Here is a 17,775-nt window from a genome sequence, read left to right on the forward strand (position 1 = left end):
CAAAAGTGCGCTGCAGCACAGTTTTCTGGCGGTGCAGCAGCAAATTCGGCTTCAAACCGGTCCGAACCGTGCGTATGGTCAGTGCGCTCGGCAACGCGGTTCGTAGCGGCCAGCTCGATTCAGATTAAAAGCGCTTTGAGGTTGGAGGCCTCCGGTGAACCTCAAGCAGCTCTCCCACATGCTGGCGCTTTCGCAGACTACGGTGAGCCGCGCATTGAACGGCTACCCGGAAGTCAACGAGGAAACGCGCCGGCGGGTGGTCGATGCCGCCAAGCGTCACGGCTATCGCCCCAATCCGAGCGCCCGCCGGCTGGCGACCGGCAAGACCGGCATGATCGGCTATGTGCTGCCGACGGGAATGACCGTCGACATCGACCCGCATTTCGTCGAGTTCCTGTCCGGCCTCGGCGACTATGCGCGTTCGCACGAGCTCGACCTGGTGCTGTCACCGGCCGATGCCGACGACCAGGAGACGACCTACCGCCGCATTGTCGCCAACCGGCAGGTCGACGCGGTCTATATCTCGTCGCCGAGGCCGGCCGACCGGCGGGTGGCGCTGGTCAATACGCTCGGCATTCCTTTCATCGTCCATGGCCGCAGCGAAGGCTTCGATTTCGACTATCCGTTCACCGACATCGACAATGAGGGCGTCTTCCACGAGGCGGCGCGGCTACTCGTTCAGCTCGGTCATAGGCGTCTGGCGCTGATCAACGGCGACGATCGCGAGACCTTCGCTATCCATCGCGAGCGCGGCGTGCGCCGCGCGCTTGCGGCGAACGGCCTGGTGCTTCGAGATCAGCATATCTGTTCCCTCACCATGACCGAGGAGAACGGCTACCGCGCCGCCAGGCGTCTGCTGGAACGAAGCGACGCGCCGACGGCGATCGCCTGCTCCAGCCTGATTATGGCGCTCGGCGTGGTGCGCGCGGTGCGCGATCTCGGCCTGACCATTCCGGGCGACCTGTCGCTGATCGCCCATGACGACGTCTTTCCCTGGCTGAAGCCGGAAAATTTTTCGGTGCCATTGTCGACGACGCGTTCGTCGATCCGCCTCGCCGGCGCGCGCATCGCCGAACGGCTGGCGGCGCGGATTTCCGGCCTGGAGGAGGGCGCTCGCGGCGAAGTCTGGCCGGTCGACCTGGTGGTCAGGGGATCGGTCGCCGGCGCGCCGGCCTAGAGGCAATCACTCTGAACGACCGAGGTCGACTCTTGGCGGCTGTTGGCCAGCACCAGCGGGTGCGTCCTGGTCTCAGGCCGCGGATTTGAGGTGATCGATGAAGGCGCGCAGCTTCGGCAGGACTTGGCGCTTGCCGGGATGATAAAGGAAGACACCCGGTGTCGTCGTGGCGACGCCGTCGAGCACCGACTGGAGTTTTCCTTCGGCTATCGGACCTTCGGCGAGTGGTCGCGGCGTCTGCGCCAACCCGACGCCCCGCATCGCGGCCCCGACCAATGTCGAATAGTCGTGCGCGATCAGCGGGCCTGAGACGATCGCTTCGATTGCACCGTTGCCGTCGATGAACGACCAGGGCGCGATGGCGCCATTCGAGCGACGCAAGCGTAAGCAGGCGTGGTGGCGCAAGTCGTCGACACGCTCGGGACGGCCGTAGCGCTCGAGATAGTCAGGGCTGCCGACGACTACGAACGAGAACGGCGGGGTCAACCGCACCGCCACCATGTCGGCGGCGATGAGTTGCCCGAGGCGGATGCCGGCATCGAACCCACCGGTCGCGAGATCGACCATCTGGTCGCTCACGGCGATCTCCAGTTCGATCTCAGGATAGGCTTGGCAGAACGACGCGAGCACCGGCTCCAACATCAGCGGCACGATGGCGCGAGGCACAGACAGACGTAGCAGACCGGTCGGCCGCTGGCCGATATCGCGAGCAGCCTCGCCGGCCGCAACGAGCTCCTCGAATGCCGGGCCGGCACGGTCGAGGAACCGCTGGCCAGGTTCGGTTAAGCCAACGCTCCGCGTCGTGCGGACGAACAGCGCCGTGCCCAGGCGAGCTTCCAGCGCGCGCACCGCCTGGCTCACGGCCGATGGCGTCACCCCGAGATCGGCGGCGGCCCGGCGGAAGTTACGCCGCCTGGCGACGGCTAGGAACGCCTCGAGGCCCTCCAGCGCACCATGTCGGACTGTGTAGTTCTGCTTCATAGGTTGTTGTGATTACACCGGATAGTCGAATTGCGGTAGCGGGCTTAAAGCCGCGTGAACCAACTGTTGAGAGTAGGCCAAATGTCCACGGAAATGGTGTTCCAAACCCATCTTGTTCTCGGCTATGTCGCGTGGCTGCTTTGCTTCGGCGCGTACGGTTTGCCGTTGCTCAGGTCGATGGACCGGGTCGCGGCGCAACGCGCTATCGCTATGCTGCACAGCTTCCGCTTCTTCGGGCTCGTCTTCCTGGTTCCGGGCGTCGTAAGCCCCAATCTGCCCGCTGATTTCGCCGTGTTCGCCGCCTACGGCGATTTCGCGACTGGCGTGCTGGCCATGCTGGCGCTGCTCACGGTGAGGATACGCCCGCTCTTCTGGCCGTTGGTCGTCGCCTTCAACGTCGCAGGGACGGTCGACCTCATCGTCGACTATTACCACGCCGTTCAGATCGGCCTTCCTGCACGCGCAGGCGAACTGGGCGCCACCTACGCGATCCCGATCATCTACGTACCGCTGCTGATGATAACGCATATCGCCGCATTCTATTTTCTCCTACGTCCTCAGCAAAACGCGACCTGAGCGGGCTATTCCTTCGCCGCCTCGGCCGCCTTGGTGTTCAGAAGCCCGTAGCCGAAGTCATTGTCCCGCCCCTTCGCGCCGAGATCCTTTGCCGTGGCGGCAAGTGCTTTCTCGACCCAGTCGGCGGAGCGGTCGGGCGCGGCATGCAACAGATTGGCGACGGCGCCGGTCACGATCGCCGCGGCGAAGGACGTCCCGGTCACCACGTCCGAGCCGGCGCCGCTCGGCGCCACCATCTCGACGCCGGGAGCGGAGATGAAGACGTAGGCGCCGCGATTGGCCTGCGGCATCAGCCCATCCTTGGCATCGGTGGCCGTCACCGCGATCACGGCGTCGAAGGCGGCCGGATAACCATAGGGCGCCTTCGGTCCGTTATTGCCGGCGGCCGCGACCAGCACGATGCCAAGCGCGCGCGCATTGCGGCAGGCGATGCCGAGCAGGTCGTTCTTCGGGCCGACGAAGCTCATATTGATGATGCGGACATCCTGCTCCGCCGCCCAGTCAAGCGCCGAAAGGATGACGTCCATGGTCGACTTGCCGCCCTCGAAGGCGCGGGCATGATAGATCCTGGCGCCCGGCGCCATGCCTTTGAACGCGCCGGTGCCGGCGATCAGTCCATCGACCGAAGTGCCGTGGTCGCGCGCCTTGATCGGCACGTCGGGCATGGCATCGAACTGCCCGGCGATGACGCCGGAGAGCGCCGGATTGCCGTCGTCGATGCCGGTGTCGATGACGCCGACGCGCACATTCTCGCCGCTGGCTTTGTCGGCATCGAGCGCGATGCGCTCGAACGCATAATTGGCGATGCTGGCCGCCTGCTGCAGCGAGTAGACATGGTTGGCCTCACGCCGCAAAGTGCGGCCGTCGGCGGCGAGCTGCGCCAGCACGACGCCGACCGGGCGGCCATCGGGAATGCCGAAGCGCACCAGCGTGTTGCCGAGCAGCCGCGACTGCCGCTGCGAGCGTATCTCGAGGCCGAACGAGGCCGCGATCTGCTGGACCGCGCCGGCCTCGCCATTGACGGTGACCAGCACCTCGTCGGGCACGAAATCGCCGGTCACGGCGCGCGGCGGCTCGGTTGCCACAAGATCGGTCGGCGCAACCACCGCACCGCCCGGCACCGCAGCCTGTATTGCCGGCGCGACGGCGGGTGGGGTTGCAGTATTGCCAGGAGGTATCGGCGCCTCGGTGACTACGGCAGGATTGGGGAACAGGTCGACAATCAAGCCCGGAAGAAACACCGCGCCCGTCGTTCCATGTGCCGGCGCTTTGCCGCCATCCTTCACGCCGCCGCCATCCTTGGCGCAGTCGGCGTTGGCAGCACTTCCCCGGTTCAGGCAGTCGATCTCAGCCTGGGTGAGGTTCGGGTCATTGGTCTGCGCCATTGCGGACGCGGCGAAGATTGTCATCGCCGCCGTCAATCGAATGACCGCCTCAGCCGCCATCAGCCGGTTTCCTTCCCTCCAGGGCAGCTTCGGTGAAAGGCTGGGCGGCGATAAGGCCAAGCAGCTTCTGATAGTCGGCAGCGGTCTCGGCCGGGACGCCGACGCGGAAGACGCCGTCGGCGGTCGGCCCGCCGGCGATCTTCAACTGGTTCTGGTCGAGAAAAGCGATGATGTCGGACAGCTTCGCATCCGGTTTGAACTTCACAAGGGCAAACGGCATTTTGGCCAGATCGTCCTCCGATCCGGCAATCTCGAAATCGCCATCTCTGTTGCCGGTCTGCACAAAGGATTGCGCGACGACCAGGGCCAGCAGCACCGCGGCCGCGGCCCAGGCGACGCCGGCGGGCACCGCCATGAAGCGGCTCCAGGCCTGCGCCAGCCAGGACGATGCCGCCGGCGCGCGGGACGGGCCGGCCTCGGCGTCGAGCGCCTTGGCAAAGCGGCTGAGCGCATCGGCCGGCGGGCGGATTGCCTCGTTTGCGGCAGCGGTGCCGGAGAATTCGGCCTCGGCCTCGCCTAGTGCGGCCATCGCCGCCGGATCGCTCGCCAGCCATTCCTCGATGGCTTCGAGCTCGGTGCCCTCCAGCGAGCCGTTCAGATAAAACGGCAGCAGCATTTCCATTTCGTCGCGGCGTGACATCTTTTCAGCGGCGCTCATGGCCACCCCCTGTCGTAACCGGCGGCCTTGAGGGCTTCGCCGAGTTTCTTGCGGGCGTAGAACATCCTGGTCTTGACCGTTGCGACCGGGATGCCGAGTACCACGCCGATCTCGCTCACCGATTGCCCGTGATAATAGGCAAGGTCGATCACCTGCGGTGCTCTTCCGGCATGGCATCGATAAAGCGTCGCAAGGCGGCGGCCTTGTCTTCCTTCATCGTCACGACTTCAGGCGTGTCGGCGCCGTCGGCGACCTGGGCCGCGTCATCGTCGTCGATCCAGTCTTCCTTCTTCTTGCGCAGCAGGGACAGCGCCTTGAAGCGGGCAATGCCGAGCAGCCATGTCGAGACCTCCGAGCGCCCCTCGAAGGCCGGTGCCTGCCGCCAGAGTTCGAGGAACACCTCGTTCGCGATATCGTCGGCCATCTGTTCCGATCCCGTCTGGCGTGCCACGAAGCGGTAGACCCGCGCGTGGTGGCGCATGAACAGGAGCCGCACGGCGGCACGGTCGCCTTTCGCGACCCGCTCGACAAGCGCGCGATCGGTCTCCGCGGCCGTCATCGCCGGTCGAGCCGCCTGGCTCCTGCCTGCTCTGTCGCTGATCGGCCCAAAAAGGTTCACCGCATCCGCCCGTATATATGCGGAGGCTAACTGAAGAGCGGGAGCGTTGCCAGAGGGAGAAGAGGGCGCGCGCTCAACTCAGGAACGGCTTTGCCTTCATCGTCGCCGGCACCGGCACGCCGAGGCGCGCAAGCACCGTCGGCGCGAGCTGCAACTGATCGAGCAGCGTACTGGCTTCCGGACCCTCGCCGGATCCGAAGTAGTAAAGTGCGAAATCCTGCATCTCCTCGTCGTGGCCGCCATGATGGCCGCGATCGGTCTGGCCATGATCGGCGGTGACGATCACCTCGTAGCCGGCTTCCCGCCAGCGCGGCAGGAAGCCGGCGAGCATGGCGTCCATTGCATAGACGGCATGATCCATCTCGTGGCAGTCATGGCCGAAGCGGTGGCCCATCGAGTCCAGAGTACAGCTGTGCAGGATGCCGTAGTCGATGCCGTAGCGCCTGGTCAGCATGGTCAACGTCGCGAACAGGTCGACGTCGCTCGGTGTCATCTGGTTCCTGGCATTGTAGCCGGTCATGGTGTGAAACCGGCCATGGCCGATCGGCCTGCCCGGCTGGTCGAACTCCATGTCCTCGACCAGATCGAACGGATAGGCCCGGAAGAATTCGGACCAGTAGGAGTGGGTGACCGCACCGGTCTTGCCGCCGGCCCTGCTGACTTCGGAAAAGATGTCCGGCTGTTCGACGCGAAACCGGTTCTCGTTCGACAGGATACCGTGCATTTGCGGCGGCACGCCGGTGTGGATCGAGGCATAGCAGGATGCCGAGGTCGACGGCAGCACGGAGCGCATTTTCCATACGCGGGCTTCGCCTGATTGCACCCAGCCTTCGAGATTGCCCATCAGCCGACGCCAGTTCCGGTAAGGCACGCCGTCGAGGATGATGAGCAATAGTTTTGTGTTGAGCGCCAAGGGCGCCTCCATGCGGCTTAATCGGAAAAGTCAGGGCCGGCCTGCCGTTCAATCCACGCCCGGACAGGATCGTCGGGCGCAAAGTGCGGCCCGCTAGTTCCCCGCGCTGGCCATGCGCCGTCCCTTGATCGCCTTTTCCAGCCAGCCGATCTCCATTTCGGGCACCGACGATAGCAAAAGATCGGTGTAGGCATCGAAGGGCGGCGTCAGCACCTTGCTCTTGGCCCCGTAGCGCACCACTTCGCCGCGATACATCACGGCGATCGAATCGGCGATCGACTTCACTGTTGCGAGATCATGGGTGATGAACAGATAAGCGACGTTTTCCTCTTTCTGCAGCTCGAGCAGCAGCTCCAGTATGCCGTGGGCGACCAGCGGATCGAGCGCCGATGTCACCTCGTCGCAGATGATCAGCTTCGGCTTGGCGGCGAGCGAACGGGCGATGCAGACGCGCTGCTTCTGGCCGCCCGAAAGCTCGGCCGGATAGCGGTCGACATAGCCTTTACCCATTTCGATCTTGTCGAGCAGTTCGGCGACGCGTTTGTCGCGCTCGCGCCCGCGCATCCCAAAATAGAATTCCAGCGGCCGGCCGATGATGGTGCCGACCGTCTGGCGCGGGTTCATCGCCACGTCGGCCATCTGGTAGATCATCTGCAGTTGGCGAAGATCCTCTTTCGGCCGGTCGACAAGCCGGTTGGCGAGCGGCCGTCCGTCGAAGGTGACGGTGCCTTGTTCGGGCGGCAAGAGGCCGGTGATGGCGCGCGCCAGTGTCGATTTGCCGGAGCCGGACTCGCCGACCACCGCCAGCGTCTGGCCGGCGAAAATATCGACCGAGACGTTCTTCAGCACCTTGATGTGACTGCGGCCATAGGCGGCGGTGATGTTCTTGACCGACAGGAACGGGCTCGTGCCGGGCTTCTGCTCCTGGTGTTCGATCTCATGCACCGAAACCAGCGCGTTGGTGTATTCCTGGCGCGGCTCCTTGATGATCTGGCGGGTGCCGCCCCATTCGACCAGCCGGCCGTGGCGCAGCACCATGATCTCGTCCGAGACCTGGGCGACGACGGCAAGGTCGTGAGTGATGTAGAGCGCCGCGACATGCGTGTCGCGGATGGCATCCTTGATCGCCGCCAGGACGTCGATCTGCGTGGTCACGTCGAGCGCCGTGGTCGGCTCGTCGAAGACGATCAGGTCGGGTTCCGAGCACAGCGCCATTGCCGTCATGACGCGCTGCAGCTGACCGCCCGACACCTGGTGGGGGAAGCGCTCGCCGATGCTTTCGGGATTCGGCAGGCTGAGCTTCTTGAACAGCGCCACGGCGCGCTTTTCGGCTTCGGCCCGCGTCGCCGTGCCGTGCAGGAGTGCTGCCTCGACCACCTGGTCCATCAGCCTGTGCGCCGGATTGAAGGCGGCTGCCGCCGATTGCGCGACATAGCAGACCTCGCGGCCGCGCAATTTGCGAAACCCTTCGTTGCCGCCCTTCAGGATGTCGCGGCCATTGAGGATGACCTCGCCGCCGGTGATGCGCACGCCGCCGCGGCCGTAGCCCATCGACGACAGGCCGATGGTCGATTTGCCGGCGCCGGACTCGCCGATCAATCCGAGCACCTTGCCCTTTTCGAGCGTCAGCGAGACATCGTGCACCAGCACGATGTTCTTCGGCGCCTCACCCGGCGGATATACCGTGGCCTCGATGCGCAGATTGCGGATGTCGAGCAGCACGCCGGACTTTGGTTGCCCGGGCTTCGGTTGCCCGGGCTTCGGTTGCCCGGGCTTCGGTTGCTTGTCAGCCATTACCCGCGTCCTCCCTTCAGGCTTGTCGTGCGGTTGAGCACCCAGTCGGCGACGAGATTGACGGAAATCGCCAGCGCTGCGATCGCCGCCGCCGGAATGAGGGCGGCGCCTATGCCGAAGACGATGCCATCCTTGTTTTCCTTGACCATGCCGCCCCAATCGGCGTCCGGCGGCTGCACGCCAAGCCCGAGGAAGGACAGCGTCGACAGGAACAGTACGGCATAGATGAAGCGCAGGCCGAGTTCCGAAACCAGCGGCGACAGCGCATTGGGCAGGATTTCCCGGAAGATGATCCAGCCGCTGCCTTCGCCGCGCAGCTTGGCCGCCTCGACATAATCCATGACGTTGATGTCGACGGCGACCGCCCTCGACAGGCGGTAGACGCGGGTCGAGTCGAGAATGCCCATGACCAGGATCAGTGTCACGAGATTGGATGGCAGCACCGACAGCACGACAAGGGCCATGATCAGTGTCGGGATCGACATCAGGAGATCGACGAGACGCGACAGAAGCGTGTCGAACCAGCCGCCGAAAACCGCTGCCGAAAAGCCGAGGATGGCGCCGAGCGAGAAGGACAGCGCGGTCGCCAGCACCGCGATGAACAGGGTGATGCGGGCGCCGTAGATCATGCGCGACAACAGATCGCGGCCGAGATTGTCGGTGCCCAGCCAATGCGCCGCGGACATCGGTTCCCAAGGGACGTCGCTGACGATCTCGGCATTGCCATGCGGCGCGATCCACGGCGCAAAAATTGCTGCCAGCACGAACAGCGCCGTCAGCACGATGCCGACCAATGCCGGGATAGGGATGCGTTTGATGACGAGCATACCCGCCCCCCTCATTTCGGATGTCTGAGGCGCGGATTGGCGATGATCGCCGCTATGTCCGCGATGATGTTCAGGCTGATGTAGACGGCGGCGAAGATCAGCCCGACCGCCTGCACCACCGGCACGTCACGCTTGGTGACGTGGTCGACCAGGTATTGGCCCATGCCTGGATAGACAAAGATAACTTCGACGACGACGACGCCGACGATCAGGTAAGCGAGATTGAGCATCACGACGTTGATGATCGGCGCGATGGCATTGGGGAAGGCATGCCTGCGGATGACCGCGAAGGCCGAAAGCCCCTTGAGTTCGGCGGTCTCGACATAGGCGGACTGCATCACATTGAGGATCGCAGCGCGCGTCATGCGCATCATATGCGCGAGCACCACCAGGGTCAGCGCTGCCGCCGGCAGTGCTATGGCCTGAATGCGTTCGCCGAAAGGCATCCCGTCATAGACCGTGGAAATGGCGGGAAACCATTGATGTTGCACCGCGAAGAAAAAGACGAGCACATAGCCGATGAAGAATTCCGGAAACGAGGTCGAGGCGAGCGCTAACCCGGAGATCAGCTTGTCGACCCAGCCATTGCGGTAGCGCACCGCGATCAGGCCGAGGATGATCGCCAGCGGCACCGCGACGATCGCCGCCCAGAAGGCAAGGAACAGCGTGTTCCACAGCCTTCCCTTGATAGAGGTTGCGATATCCTGACCGCTCGACATAGCCGTGCCGAGATCACCGGTCAGGATGCCGCCGAGCCAGCGAAAATAACGGATGTAAGCGGGATCATTGAGGCCGAGCTGCTCGCGCAGATTGGCGAGCGACTCCGGTGTCGCCGACTGCCCGAGAATGGCTTGCGCGACGTCGCCGGGCAGGATTTGGGTGCCGGCGAAGATCAGGACCGAAACGGCCAACAGCAGCAGAATGCCCAGCGCAATGCGCTGGGCCACCAGTTTCACGATGGGTGAGGACATATCCGCAAGGCCGGGCTCAGGCTTCGAGCCAGCACTTCGCCAGAGCATATCCGTTCATCAACTCCTGATGCGGATCATCCACCCAGCCGGCGACCTTGGCGCCCGTCGCGTCGATGAACTGATTGAACATCGGCAGGATCAAGCCGCCCTCGTCGCGCACCATCACAGCCATGTCGTGGTACATTGCCTTGCGCTTGGCCTCGTCGAGCTCGGCGCGAGCCGCCAGCACCATCTTGTCGAAATCCGGACGCTTGAAACGTGTGTCGTTCCAGTCGGCCGTCGACAGATAGGCGGTAGAGTACATCTGGTCCTGCGTCGACCGGCCGCCCCAGTAGGAGGCGCAGAAGGGCTGCTTGTTCCAGACTTCCGACCAGTAGCCGTCGCCCGGTTCGCGTTTGATCTCCAGCTTGATGCCGGCCTTGGCCGCGCTTTGCTGGAACAGCTGTGCGGCATCGACGGCACCGGGGAAGGCGACGTCCGACGTCCGGAGCAGGACGGCACCGTCATGGCCCGATTTCTTGTAGTGGAACTTGGCCTTATCGGGATCGTATTTGCGCTGCTCGATCTCGGTGAATAGCGGGTACGATGCATTGATCGGGAAGTCGTTGCCGAGCGAGCCATAGCCACGCAGCACCTTGTTCAGCATCTCCTCGCGGTCGATCGCCAGCTTCAACGCCATCCGCAAGTCGTTGTTGTCGAACGGCGCGGTGTCGCAGTGCATGATGAAGACGTAGTGGCCGGGTCCCGAATGGTTGCGGATGGTGACGCCGGGCACGCGCTTGATCAGATCGACGATCTTCGGCTCGACCCGGTTGATCATGTTGACCTGGCCGCCCTGCAGCGCCGCCGTGCGGGCCGTGGCGTCGTTGATGACGATGATCTCTATCTGGTCGGCATGGCCCATCTTGTCGCCCTGCCAGTAATTGGCGAAGCGCTCGCCGCCATGGCGCACGCCGGGCTCGTTGGTGGTGACCTTGTAAGGACCCGCCGAGATACCGGCATCGGCCTTGTCCTTGCCGCCGTTCGGCTGGATGATCAGGTGATAGTCGCTAAGCAGGTAGGGCAGGTCGGCATTCGGCTCCTTCAGCGTCAGCACCACTTCCTTGCCGCTGGCCTTTATGCTCTCGATGCCTTTCATGTAACCGAGCGCGCCGGACTTCGACTTCTCGTCCGAATGGCGTTCGAGGGTGGCGGCCACGTCCTCTGCGGTCACCTTCTTGCCGTTGTGAAACTCGACGCCATCGCGGATCTTCAGCGTCCAGGTCTTGGCGTCGTCCGACGAGCCGATCTCCTCGGCGATGCGGTTCTCGAGCTTGCCTTCGGGAGACAGTTCGACGATCAGTTCGCCCCACATCTTGCCGAAGGCGAACGGCACCTGCGTCATAAACAGCGCCGGATCGAGGCTGTTGGTGGACTCGCCACCGACCAGGCCGGCCTTGAGCGTGCCGCCCTTGACCGGACCCGCCGCGCGGGAAGCGCTGGATAGCAGCGAATTGGCGAAGGTTGCGGTGACGCCGAGCGCTGCTGCCCGGCCGAGAAAATCGCGACGGCTCAGCTTGCCGGACGCAACGCGCCGGCTCAGATATTCCAGTTCGTTCGACATGTTGAGTTCCTCACTCTGTTGGTCCGACCTTATGGTCGTTTTTCTCATTTCTATCGGGAGAATAATGACCGTAAGGGAAAGCGGTAAGCAAGACCGAATGCGACATGCCGTGGCGTAAATCGTGCGTCGCAATTGGACCAATCGCTATAAGCGCTCAAAGCAGTGCGCGCGGGATTTTCTCCTCGAAGTTGCGCTCGAAGACGAGTTTCTCGCCTTCATAGGCTTCGATTCTGGCGCTAACCACGAAGCTTTGCGCGTCGGACCGCATTTCGGCGAAGGTTTCTGTGCGCACCGACCATCCATTTCGCGACAGCGTCTGGGTCCAATGCGTCTTGCCCGAGGCTGACAGCGGATTGTCGGGATGGATCGCCCATGTCTCTCTGGCGATGCTGCCATTGGCGAGGCCATGCCCCAGGTCGCGCACCTCACCGAAATCGTCGACGATGAAAAGCGTAATCATTCCGGTCTTTTCGTCGCGATCGACATGACGCTCGGAATTGGCGGGCCGAAGCGTCTCCGTTGCCCAGGGCGCAGCACCTTCGGGAGCGGGGAAGGTGACCTCGTCGCCTGTCGCTGGCGGGCGCACCGGCAGCATCAATGTCGCGGCCGACAATTCCAGCCGGACCGGCTCCGGCGACGGCCAGATCATCGGCCAGTAGGCGTTCGAAACGGCAACGCGCAAGCGATGGCCGGCCGGCACGCGATAGGCGCATTGGTCGAGCACCACCCGGGCGCTGACGGTTTCGCCGGGCACCAGCGCTTCGGGAAATTCGTGCGAGTTGCGATGCGTCAGGTTGAGCACGCCGTACGAGATCAGCTCCGATGCCCCGTCCGGATGGACGTCGCACAGCCGAACCGCGATGTTCGCCTGGCGCCGGTCCGACGAGACCCTGACCACAACTTCGGGAGCACCGACAATGTCGATCGTTTCGGTCAGCACCGGCTGGTCGAAGCACACCGACAGCGCATCGTCGGGGCGCTGGTCACCCGGCAGTTCCGGGCCGAAGGTGAAGGGGAAATATTCGCCGCCGGCGAGGCCGCAGCTTTGCGGCGAAGCGACGATGGCGTGGTTGCCTTCAGCGATAAGCTCAACCTCTTGGGTCTTGATGTTGGGCGACGGCCATTCCGATTCAGCGACCCAGCGGCCCGGCCGCTCGGGATGCCAGCGCGCCGGACGCACGTTGTCCATGACATAGGCGCGGTAGGCGGGGTCGGCCTCGACGCCGGTGTCGATGTCCTTCAGCCAGCGGTCCCACCAGCGCAAGGCCTCCTGCAGGAAGCCGATGCGCGGTTCGGGCGCGGCGTAATGCGGGTATTTGTGGATCCACGGGCCGACGATGCCCTTGACCGGCGCCTCGATATTGACGGCGAGATGGGAAATCGTATTGCGATAGCCATCATGCCAGCCGCCGATCGACAGCACCGCGGCATGGATGGCGGAATAGTCCTCGCAGATCGAGCCGCGCTTCCAATAGGCATCGCGATGCTGGTGCTTCAGCCACAGCGGTGCCAGGAAGGGCTGGTTCTCCAGCCTGGTCAGCCACAGGTCGCGCCATCTGTTGTCGCCGGCCAGCAACGGATCCGGCGGCCTTGACGAATAGGACAGCATGGTCGAGGCCCAGCCGAAATTCTCGATCAGCAGGCAGCCGCCCTTGTAGTGGATGTCGTCGGCATAGCGGTCGACCGTCGAACAGAGACTGATGACCGCCTTCAGCGCCGGCGGCTGCTTGGCTGCTACCTGCAGGCAGTTGAAGCCGCCCCACGAAATGCCCATCATGCCGACATTGCCGTTGCACCAGGGCTGGTCCGCCGCCCAGGCGATGACGTCGCAAGCGTCCTGCAATTCCTGCTCGGAATATTCGTCGTCCATCAGCCCTTCGGAATCGCCATTGCCGCGCATGTCGACGCGGATCGAGGCGTAGCCGTGGCCGGCAAAATAGGGATGCGTCAGCTGATCACGATAGATCGTGCCGTCGCGCTTGCGATAGGGCAGGTGTTCGAGGATTGCCGGCACTGGATCGTCGGCAGCATCGGCCGGCATCCACACCCGCGCCGACAGCCGGCAGCCGTCCGGCATGATGATCCCCATATCCGGAAATTCGACGATCTTTCGTGGGAATTCAGTGACGATTTTCATGCGGGCGAACTCCAGGAGCGCCAGATGATGGAGCCCGTGAGAGCGCGTCATGGGCCAGTCAACGAATTCGGCTGGTCAATCCGCGTCAATTCAGCGGTATGTCGTTTTCGGCCTTGCTTGCTTGATAGGCGGCGGACAATTCGTCATAGCGCGCTGATATTGCGCCGATACGCGCTTCCAGCCGCTCGCGCTCGGCATCGGGCAGCGAGCGCACCAATTTGCGGATCGAAAAGCTCTTCCAATAGGCATTCTCGGCATTGTAGCCGCCGGGATCGAGGGTGAAGACCTCTTTCAGGATCTTCAAATCGTGCGGGATGTCGAAGCTGTCGCGCGAGTCTTCGTGGCTGAACAGATAGAAGAAATTGTCGAAGCCGGTCCAGGTGATCGCCGACAGGCAGAGCGAGCAGGGTTCGTGCGTGGCAAGAAAGATCGCGTCCTTGGTGTCGACGCGTTCGGCTTTAGGCATTTCGTAGAAGCGCTTCAGGCAATGCACCTCGCCGTGCCAGAGCGGGTTTTCGGTCTCGTTGTTGGTTTCGGCAAGCACCAGCGAGCGGTCGTCCTTGCGCAGAATGGCCGCGCCGAACAGCTTATTGCCGTGCGCGACGCCTTCGACGGTCTTCGGCACGATGTCGTGCTCGATGACGTCGAGCAGTCGGTCGATCAGCGAAATGTCGGTCATCATCTAATCCCGTCGGGAAGATCGATCTCGTAGGCGTGCGAGAAATGGCACTCTTCGAGATTGGAGCCGTCGCCGCCGCGGTCGACGACCACAAAATCCTGGACATCGCCGATCGGCGTCAGAACTCCGTGCCACAGATTGCGCGGATAGTTGATGCCTTGCCCGGGCGCGGTGATGAAGGCATGCGGCTCGCCCGGGCCCTCTTCGCCGTCATGGCAGACGACGACCAGGAACGGCCGTGGTGACAGCGGGATGAAGGCCTGGCTGCCAAACGGATGGCGCTCCACCATGGTAAGCTTCAACGGCAGCTCATAGGGCGTGCCACGCACCATCGAGATCAGCACGCGCGCATTCGGCCCTCGTGCTTCCGCCGTGGCGAGGTCATGGTAGCGCTCAGCCTTGCCGCCATTGATCGGATAATGGTTGTCGCCGCCCATATCGATGACGTCGCCGAATTCGGCGAAATTCTCGCGGGTCAGCGGCCGCGCGACGATGCGGGTCATGGTGTAGGTCTCACGACGCCGGCGCTGCCAAGCTTGGCGTGGCGGTTGACGTCCTTGTAGAGGAGATAGCGGAATTTGCCCGGCCCGCCGGCATAACAAGCCTGCGGGCAAAAGGCGCGCAGCCACATATAGTCGCCGGCTTCGACTTCGACCCAGTCCTGGTTGAGACGGTAGACCGCCTTGCCCTCCAGCACATAGAGCCCGTGCTCCATGACGTGCGTCTCGGCGAAGGGAATGACCGCGCCAGGCTCGAGCGTGACGATGGTGACATGCATGTCGTGGCGCATGTCGGCCGGATCGACGAAGCGCGTCGTCGCCCATCGGCCTTCGGTACCCGGCATTGGCGTCGGCGCGATTTCCTGTTCGTTGGCGAAGAACGCTTGCGGCTGGTCGATGCCGTCGACTGCGTCATAAGTCTTGCGGATCCAGTGAAAGCGGACGGCGGCACCGCTTTCATTGCGCACCGTCCACCCGCTCGCCGGGGGCAGGTAGGCAAAGCCGCCCGGCCTTAAGCTATGTTTCTTGTCGGCAAGCGAAACGCATAGCTCGCCTTCGACTACGAACAGGGCACCTTCGGCGGCGGCGTCAAGCTCGGGGCGGTCGCTGCCGCCGCCGGGCGCGAGCTCGACGATGTATTGCGAAAACGTCTCGGCAAAACCCGACAGCGGCCGCGACAGCACCCAGACGCGTGTCCCATCCCAGAACGGCAAGGCGCTGGTGACGATGTCCTGCATCACACCCTTGGGGATGACCGCATAGGCCTGTGTGAACACAGCGCGGCCGGTCAGCAATTCACTCTGGCCGGGATGTCCGCCCTGCGGCGCATAATAGGTTCGCTCGGCCATTTTCATCATATCCATAAATTCAAGCCTGTTGCGGAAGCCACGGCCCATGGCGGCAGCCGAAGCCCTATTGCGGAAGCATGTCCTTGAGACGAAGCAGCGCGATGCACTCGACCTGTCTGCAGGCGGTTTCGAATTCGACGTCGTGGCTGTTGCCGATACGCGCCTCGAACTCGGCCAGGATCTCCGCCTTGGTCTTTCCTTTCACCGCAATAATGAAGGGGAAACCGAAACTGGTGACGTAGGCGGCATTGAGTTTTGCGAACAGCTCGCGCTCCTTCTCGGTCAGCGCGTCGAGCCCTGCCGAAGCCTGTTCCCTCGACGATTCCGCCGTCAGCCGCTTGGCCTGTGCCAGTTTTCCGGCAAGATCGGGGTGGGCATTGAGCACAGCAAACCGCTCGGCCTCGCTGGCCGCGCGAAACACGCGGCAGAGCGCGTTGTGCAGGCCGCCGGCACTGTCATGGGCCGGGCCGAGCTCCAGCTCATAAGCGCGCTCGGCAACCCACGGCGAATGCTCGAAGACGCCGCCGAATGTGTGGACGAAGGCCTCGAATTCCATTTTCGACGGGCGCAGCGCCGGCAACCGGAACGGATGCGTCTCCTGCCAGTGTTTTGCAATGTCGATGCGTCGTGCCAGCCAGACCTTGTCATGCGATTTGACGTAGTCGATGAAGCGCTTCAGTGCCGCGACCCGGCCCGGCCGCCCAACCAGGCGGCAGTGCAGGCCGATATTCATCATGCGCGGCCGCCCTGCCTTGCCCTCGGCATAGAGCGTATCGAAACTATCCCTGAGATAGGCAAAAAACTGGTCGCCCGAATTGAAGCCCTGCGGCGTGGCAAAGCGCATGTCGTTGGCGTCGAGCGTGTAGGGTATGATCAGCTGCGGTTTCGCCGTGCCATCCGGCACCACGTGCTCGAACCAGTAGGGCAGCTCGTCGTCATAGGTATCCGACACATAGTCGAAGCCGCCCTCTTCCGCCGCCAGCCGCACCGTGTTGATCGAGGTGCGGCCGGTGTACCAGCCGGTCGGCCGCGCCCCTGTCACCTCATAATGCAGCCGGATCGCCGCCTCCATGTCGCGGCGCTCGTCTTCCGGGGTATGGTCGCGGTAGTCGATCCATTTCAGCCCGTGCGAAGCGATCTCCCAGCCGGCCTCCTGCATCGCCGCAACCTGGTCGGGCGAACGTGCCAGGGCCGTGGCGACGCCATAGCAGGTGATCGGCACCTGTGCCTCGCTGAACAGGCGCAGTAATCGCCAGAAGCCGGCTCGGGCGCCGTATTCGTAGATCGATTCCATGTTCCAGTGGCGCTGGCCGGGCCAGGGCGCGGCGCCGACGATCTCCGACAGGAAAGCCTCCGAAGCCTTGTCGCCGTGCAGGACGCAATTCTCGCCGCCCTCTTCGTAATTGACGACGAACTGCACCGCGACATGCGCCCCGCCGGGCCATTTCGGATCCGGCGGATTGGCTCCGTAGCCGCGCATGTCTCGTTCGTAACGCATTCTCGCTCCTGCCGGAAATTGTGATCAGGATAGTCGAAAGGAGTGCCTGCGCATTCCCCCGAAATTTTTGAAAGTGTTTTTGTCGCGCTCCGCTCGACCGGGACTTATGCATCGCCTTTAATTGGCGCACAATTCATGAATAGTGTTCGACCGTTCAGGGAATGGAGCAGCCAGTGGCGGAAACGTCGAAAGCCGAAGGCGGGCGCCTGACGACCCACGTCCTCGACACTGCGGCCGGCAAACCGGCGGCCGGTCTGTCGATCGAGCTCTATCATCTTGACGGTCAGGCCCGGACGCATCTGAAAACGGTCGTCACCAATCATGACGGCCGTTGCGATGCTCCGTTGCTTGCCGGCGCGGAATTCCGCACCGGCGAATACGAGCTGGTCTTTGCGGCCGGCGATTATCTGCGCGGGCAAGGGACAAAACTGGCGGAACCGGCCTTCCTCGACCATGTGCCGATCCGCTTCGGTATGGCCGAGCCGATGCACTATCATGTGCCGCTGCTTCTGTCGCCGTACGGCTATTCGACCTACCGGGGAAGCTGAG

Annotated in this window: 16 protein-coding genes and 1 pseudogene; 3 read left to right on the forward strand and 14 right to left on the reverse strand. The window is 63.5% G+C overall.

Annotated elements, in window-relative coordinates; genetic code table 11:
* Positions 1–154: 154 nt before the first annotated feature.
* Positions 155–1,177 (forward strand): substrate-binding domain-containing protein, encoded by a 1,023-nt coding sequence (locus tag NKH28_RS01030; protein WP_352919165.1) that lies wholly within the window; start codon positions 155–157, stop codon positions 1,175–1,177.
* 72 nt (positions 1,178–1,249) lie between these two features.
* On the opposite strand, the gene NKH28_RS01035 is transcribed toward NKH28_RS01030, so the two are convergent.
* Positions 1,250–2,158: a LysR family transcriptional regulator gene (locus NKH28_RS01035; protein WP_352919168.1), complete on the reverse strand. Its 909-nt coding sequence runs from the start codon at positions 2,156–2,158 to the stop codon at positions 1,250–1,252.
* Between the two features lie 81 nt (positions 2,159–2,239).
* Here NKH28_RS01035 and NKH28_RS01040 point away from each other — a divergent pair, with 81 nt between their 5' ends.
* Positions 2,240–2,734, forward strand: a complete 495-nt coding sequence (locus NKH28_RS01040; protein ID WP_352919373.1) for a DUF8737 domain-containing protein — start codon at positions 2,240–2,242, stop codon at positions 2,732–2,734.
* Between the two features lie 5 nt (positions 2,735–2,739).
* Here the strand turns inward: NKH28_RS01040 and NKH28_RS01045 are convergent, their stop codons facing one another.
* From NKH28_RS01045 to puuE, 13 genes and pseudogenes are all read right to left on the reverse strand, one after another.
* On the reverse strand, positions 2,740–4,179 hold the full coding sequence (locus NKH28_RS01045) for a S8 family serine peptidase (protein WP_352919171.1): 1,440 nt from the start codon (positions 4,177–4,179) through the stop codon (positions 2,740–2,742).
* Positions 4,169–4,837 (reverse strand): anti-sigma factor, encoded by a 669-nt coding sequence (locus NKH28_RS01050; RefSeq protein ID WP_352830216.1) that lies wholly within the window; start codon positions 4,835–4,837, stop codon positions 4,169–4,171. The genes NKH28_RS01045 and NKH28_RS01050 overlap by 11 nt, the downstream gene beginning before the upstream one ends.
* Positions 4,834–5,396, reverse strand: a pseudogene (locus NKH28_RS01055) (sigma-70 family RNA polymerase sigma factor). Before NKH28_RS01055 ends, NKH28_RS01050 begins: the two are co-directional and overlap by 4 nt.
* A 133-nt stretch (positions 5,397–5,529) precedes the next feature.
* The gene (locus NKH28_RS01060) at positions 5,530–6,369 is read right to left on the reverse strand and encodes an alkaline phosphatase family protein (RefSeq protein WP_352919174.1); all 840 of its coding nucleotides are present in this window, start codon (positions 6,367–6,369) and stop codon (positions 5,530–5,532) included.
* Between the two features lie 93 nt (positions 6,370–6,462).
* Positions 6,463–8,163: an ABC transporter ATP-binding protein gene (locus tag NKH28_RS01065; RefSeq protein WP_352919176.1), complete on the reverse strand. Its 1,701-nt coding sequence runs from the start codon at positions 8,161–8,163 to the stop codon at positions 6,463–6,465.
* Positions 8,163–8,990 carry an ABC transporter permease gene (locus tag NKH28_RS01070; RefSeq protein ID WP_352452240.1) on the reverse strand — a complete coding sequence of 276 codons (828 nt, stop codon included), beginning with the start codon at positions 8,988–8,990 and terminating at the stop codon, positions 8,163–8,165. The genes NKH28_RS01065 and NKH28_RS01070 overlap by 1 nt, the downstream gene beginning before the upstream one ends.
* Positions 8,991–9,001: 11 nt before the next feature.
* Positions 9,002–9,961: an ABC transporter permease gene (locus tag NKH28_RS01075; RefSeq protein ID WP_352540353.1), complete on the reverse strand. Its 960-nt coding sequence runs from the start codon at positions 9,959–9,961 to the stop codon at positions 9,002–9,004.
* Between the two features lie 16 nt (positions 9,962–9,977).
* Complete coding sequence (locus NKH28_RS01080) at positions 9,978–11,564, reverse strand: ABC transporter substrate-binding protein (RefSeq protein ID WP_352849757.1); 1,587 nt, start codon at positions 11,562–11,564, stop codon at positions 9,978–9,980.
* A 154-nt stretch (positions 11,565–11,718) separates the two neighbouring features.
* The gene (locus tag NKH28_RS01085; protein ID WP_352919179.1) at positions 11,719–13,701 is read right to left on the reverse strand and encodes a CocE/NonD family hydrolase; all 1,983 of its coding nucleotides are present in this window, start codon (positions 13,699–13,701) and stop codon (positions 11,719–11,721) included.
* Positions 13,702–13,786: 85 nt separating this feature from the next.
* The gene (locus NKH28_RS01090; RefSeq protein WP_352540356.1) at positions 13,787–14,380 is read right to left on the reverse strand and encodes a nucleoside deaminase; all 594 of its coding nucleotides are present in this window, start codon (positions 14,378–14,380) and stop codon (positions 13,787–13,789) included.
* Entirely contained in the window at positions 14,380–14,883 is a 504-nt protein-coding gene (locus tag NKH28_RS01095; protein WP_352767343.1) for an ureidoglycolate lyase, read from the reverse strand. The genes NKH28_RS01090 and NKH28_RS01095 overlap by 1 nt, the downstream gene beginning before the upstream one ends.
* Positions 14,880–15,728, reverse strand: coding sequence for a bifunctional allantoicase/(S)-ureidoglycine aminohydrolase (locus NKH28_RS01100; RefSeq protein WP_502904281.1), 849 nt, complete (start codon positions 15,726–15,728; stop codon positions 14,880–14,882). The genes NKH28_RS01095 and NKH28_RS01100 overlap by 4 nt, the downstream gene beginning before the upstream one ends.
* A gap of 64 nt (positions 15,729–15,792) precedes the next feature.
* The gene (gene puuE / locus NKH28_RS01105; protein ID WP_352919183.1) at positions 15,793–17,226 is read right to left on the reverse strand and encodes an allantoinase PuuE; all 1,434 of its coding nucleotides are present in this window, start codon (positions 17,224–17,226) and stop codon (positions 15,793–15,795) included.
* Between the two features lie 173 nt (positions 17,227–17,399).
* Between puuE and uraH the strand changes: the two genes are divergently transcribed.
* Positions 17,400–17,774, forward strand: a complete 375-nt coding sequence (uraH, locus tag NKH28_RS01110) for a hydroxyisourate hydrolase (RefSeq protein WP_352469857.1) — start codon at positions 17,400–17,402, stop codon at positions 17,772–17,774.
* The last annotated feature ends 1 nt before the right edge of the window (position 17,775 follow it).

Origin of the sequence: Mesorhizobium sp. M1227 (assembly GCF_040318315.1) — a bacterium.
In the GTDB taxonomy this organism is placed as follows: Bacteria; Pseudomonadota; Alphaproteobacteria; order Rhizobiales; family Rhizobiaceae; genus Mesorhizobium.

What these genes read in the sequence shown, in the direction of transcription:
- NKH28_RS01035 (WP_352919168.1), bottom strand. Translation starts at nt 2,158, where the DNA reads ATGAAGCAGAACTACACAGTCCGACATGGTGCGCTGGAGGGCCTCGAG.
- NKH28_RS01040 (WP_352919373.1), top strand. Translation starts at nt 2,240, where the DNA reads ATGTCCACGGAAATGGTGTTCCAAACCCATCTTGTTCTCGGCTATGTC.
- NKH28_RS01045 (WP_352919171.1), bottom strand. Translation starts at nt 4,179, where the DNA reads ATGGCGGCTGAGGCGGTCATTCGATTGACGGCGGCGATGACAATCTTC.
- NKH28_RS01050 (WP_352830216.1), bottom strand. Translation starts at nt 4,837, where the DNA reads ATGAGCGCCGCTGAAAAGATGTCACGCCGCGACGAAATGGAAATGCTG.
- NKH28_RS01065 (WP_352919176.1), bottom strand. Translation starts at nt 8,163, where the DNA reads ATGGCTGACAAGCAACCGAAGCCCGGGCAACCGAAGCCCGGGCAACCG.
- NKH28_RS01070 (WP_352452240.1), bottom strand. Translation starts at nt 8,990, where the DNA reads ATGCTCGTCATCAAACGCATCCCTATCCCGGCATTGGTCGGCATCGTG.
- NKH28_RS01075 (WP_352540353.1), bottom strand. Translation starts at nt 9,961, where the DNA reads ATGTCCTCACCCATCGTGAAACTGGTGGCCCAGCGCATTGCGCTGGGC.
- NKH28_RS01080 (WP_352849757.1), bottom strand. Translation starts at nt 11,564, where the DNA reads ATGTCGAACGAACTGGAATATCTGAGCCGGCGCGTTGCGTCCGGCAAG.
- NKH28_RS01085 (WP_352919179.1), bottom strand. Translation starts at nt 13,701, where the DNA reads ATGAAAATCGTCACTGAATTCCCACGAAAGATCGTCGAATTTCCGGAT.
- NKH28_RS01090 (WP_352540356.1), bottom strand. Translation starts at nt 14,380, where the DNA reads ATGACCGACATTTCGCTGATCGACCGACTGCTCGACGTCATCGAGCAC.
- NKH28_RS01095 (WP_352767343.1), bottom strand. Translation starts at nt 14,883, where the DNA reads ATGACCCGCATCGTCGCGCGGCCGCTGACCCGCGAGAATTTCGCCGAA.
- NKH28_RS01100 (WP_502904281.1), bottom strand. Translation starts at nt 15,728, where the DNA reads ATGGCCGAGCGAACCTATTATGCGCCGCAGGGCGGACATCCCGGCCAG.
- puuE (WP_352919183.1), bottom strand. Translation starts at nt 17,226, where the DNA reads ATGCGTTACGAACGAGACATGCGCGGCTACGGAGCCAATCCGCCGGAT.